Annotated in this window: 4 protein-coding genes; all 4 read left to right on the forward strand. The window is 44.0% G+C overall.

What is annotated here, in order from left to right:
- Positions 1-181: 181 nt before the first annotated feature.
- Positions 182-772: an XRE family transcriptional regulator gene (locus Q0Z70_RS13370; protein ID WP_298075283.1), complete on the forward strand. Its 591-nt coding sequence runs from the start codon at positions 182-184 to the stop codon at positions 770-772.
- A 15-nt stretch (positions 773-787) separates the two neighbouring features.
- Positions 788-1,666, forward strand: a complete 879-nt coding sequence (locus Q0Z70_RS13375; protein WP_298075285.1) for an MBL fold metallo-hydrolase — start codon at positions 788-790, stop codon at positions 1,664-1,666.
- 12 nt (positions 1,667-1,678) lie between these two features.
- Complete coding sequence (locus Q0Z70_RS13380; RefSeq protein WP_298075286.1) at positions 1,679-2,149, forward strand: YbaK/EbsC family protein; 471 nt, start codon at positions 1,679-1,681, stop codon at positions 2,147-2,149.
- Positions 2,150-2,507: 358 nt separating this feature from the next.
- On the forward strand, positions 2,508-2,992 hold a 485-nt coding region (locus Q0Z70_RS13385), incomplete at its 3' end, for an AAA family ATPase (protein ID WP_298075288.1).

Raw genomic sequence — 2,992 nt, forward strand, 5'->3', positions numbered from 1 at the left:
AGGTGGTTTACAATGATTTGATTTACAACTGATGCCAACACATGGGGAATTGCCGCTGTCAGCCGATGGCGGCTTTTCCTTTTTGAGTATATTTCAAGGAAACAATTTTGTGCCAAAACCTAAAAGTTCAAAAAGTGATGGTGGATTTCTTTGTGATTGTATGCTATAATATATTTTGCGTATGTCAAAACAGCTTTGGAGAGGAGGAATATCTATGACTGCACCAATATCTGCAATCGGTGAAAGGTTAAAGGAGATACGAGCAAGTAGAAATCTTAGCTTAGAAGAAACATCGAGTATTACTGGTGTTAGTAAACCCATGTTAGGTCAGATTGAAAGAGGACAATCTATTCCAACCATCACCACACTTTGGAAAATTGCAACAGGGTTAAAAACGCCGCTATCCTCTTTTTTGGAGGAACAGAAGCCAGAATACACTGTTGTTGATATTGAAAAAGAAGAAATAATTATTGAAGATCACAGCAGAATGAAAGCATACCCCATTTTTACGTATGACCCTATCCGTAATGTCGAAATTTTCTATATTGAATTTGATGTAGGGTGCTGTCATTCGTCGGATAAACACAATGACGGTGTAGAGGAATACATTTTAGTCCAAACAGGGAAATTGCAGCTTATCCTTAACGGGCAGGAATTAATTGTTGGAGAAAAACAAGCTATTCGTTTCCGGGCAGATATACCCCACGCCTATAATAATCCCTTTGACAAGCAATGCACAGTCTATAATATTATCTTTTACTCAAACCACTAACGGAGGAATTACACAATGTATGAATTGATACAAGTTTCAGACAGCAGCTATTACATTCAAAGTCCTGCAAAAATAGGACTTGTAAAGCTGAATGAAAAAGAGGTTTGTCTGATTGACAGCGGCAACGACAAAGACGCAGGACGAAAAATCCGACAGATTTTGGACGCTAACGGCTGGACACTCACCGCTATATTTAACACCCATTCCAACGCCGACCACATCGGCGGCAACAGGTATTTGCAGGGACAAACGGGATGTAAGATTTATGCGCCGGGGATAGAGTGCGATTTCACAAGACACCCCATTTTGGAGCCGTCCTTCCTATACGGCGGCTATCCGTGCAAAGACCTACGCCACAAGTTTTTACTGGCGCAAGAGAGTAATGCGGACCGTTTGACAAATGATACTTTGCCAGAGGGCTTTGAGATTATCAATCTACCGGGACATTTCTTTGACATGGTAGGATTTCGTACACCAGATAATGTTGTCTATCTCGCTGACTGTCTATCGAGCCGTCAAACGCTGGATAAATACCAGATTGGATTTATATATGATGTGGCCGCTTATCTGGAAACACTTGCAATGGTAAAGACACTGAACGCTAAAATGTTTATTCCAGCCCATGCGGAGGCAACAGACAATATTTCTTCATTAGCACAGTACAACATTAAAAAAGTATGGGAGGTTGCCGGGAAAATCATTGAACTTTGTAAAGAGCCGCTTTGCTTTGAGGCAATTCTGCAACGGCTGTTCACCTACTATTCTCTTACAATGAATTTTGAGCAGTACGTTTTGGTTGGAAGTACCGTCCGCTCATATCTTGCATGGCTAAAAGATACTGGCAAGTTGAACACACGATTTGAAAACAATATACTCCTGTGGGAGCAGATATAAGGAGGCAGAAAAATGTCAGTCGAGAAAGTCAAAGAACATTTTAAGAAATATGGAATGGAAAACCGAATACAAGAATTTGAGGTATCAAGTGCTACGGTTGAACTTGCCGCCGAAGCGTTACATTGTGAGCCTTGCAGGATTGCAAAAACGCTTTCATTCATGGTAGACGGATGCCCCGTATTGGTCGTTGCCGCTGGTGACGCAAAAATTGATAATCCGAAATATAAGGCGCAGTTTGGCACAAAGGCGAAAATGCTAACGCCGGATGAAGCCCAAGCAATGATAGGTCATGCTGTCGGCGGAGTTTGCCCATTTGCAGTCAACGATGGAGTTACAGTATATCTTGACGTGTCGCTGAAAAGATTTCAAACCGTGTTTCCGGCGTGCGGAAGCAGTAACAGCGCAATCGAACTGACAATAGCTGAGCTTGAAAAGTATTCTGGATTTACCTCATGGATTGATGTCTGCAAAGGATGGAATTAAACTATTTTTTGATATGATATTAGATCAAGGCGTGGTATAATGTTATCTGAATGATAAAAGGAATTAACTATTAGGAACTAAATACGAAAAAGCCGTTGACACACCAGTTTCCCGGTGAAAAGTCAACGGTTTTTTCTTCCCCAAACGCTCTATTTTGGCGTGTGGGTATAACTGAATACAAATACATAGCCCTTGCTTTCAAAGGCGATTACAGAGGAGCAAATGCCCCGAAATCGCCCCATGAATTTACGAAAGCAGGGGCTTTTTCTATGTCCCGGCAGAAGCGGAAAGGAGGCGGTGCCTATGCGCCGGTAATAGATTAGGCAGAAAAATCTATAAAAACGAAAAGGAGGACAAAATGCAAAACGCAAATCAGACAAACAATGCCCGTCTTGAAGTCATCAAGGCGAGTGAAATCGAGCCGAAGGAAATTGAATGGCTGTGGTATCCGTTCATTCCATACGGCAAGGTCACGCTGTTGCAGGGCGACCCCGGCGACGGGAAAAGCACCTTTATGCTGACCATTGCCGCCCTGCTCACAAGGGGCGAGCCGTTGCCGTTTACGGAAACGGAAAAGCCGCCTGCGCCGATCAGCGTCATCTATCAGACTACGGAGGACGATGCGGACGATACCATTGTCCCCCGCTTCATCAAAGCGAACGGGGACAGAGAACGCCTGTTGTTCATCAGCGAAAAGGAAAGTCCGCTGACCTTTGACGATGGGCGTATCCTCTCCGCTATCCGGGAAACGGGCGCAAGGGTGCTGATCCTTGACCCGCTTTCCTCGTATATCGGGGACTGCCAGATCAACGCCGCCAACGAAGTCCGCCCCCGCTTCAACTG

Origin of the sequence: uncultured Bacteroides sp. (assembly GCF_947632445.1) — a bacterium.
Lineage (GTDB): Bacteria > Bacteroidota > Bacteroidia > Bacteroidales > Bacteroidaceae > Bacteroides.

Excerpts from the sequence above, each read along its gene's own strand:
- Q0Z70_RS13370 (WP_298075283.1), top strand. The coding sequence starts at position 182 with ATGTCAAAACAGCTTTGGAGAGGAGGAATATCTATGACTGCACCAATA.
- Q0Z70_RS13380 (WP_298075286.1), top strand. The coding sequence starts at position 1,679 with ATGTCAGTCGAGAAAGTCAAAGAACATTTTAAGAAATATGGAATGGAA.
- Q0Z70_RS13375 (WP_298075285.1), top strand. The coding sequence starts at position 788 with ATGTATGAATTGATACAAGTTTCAGACAGCAGCTATTACATTCAAAGT.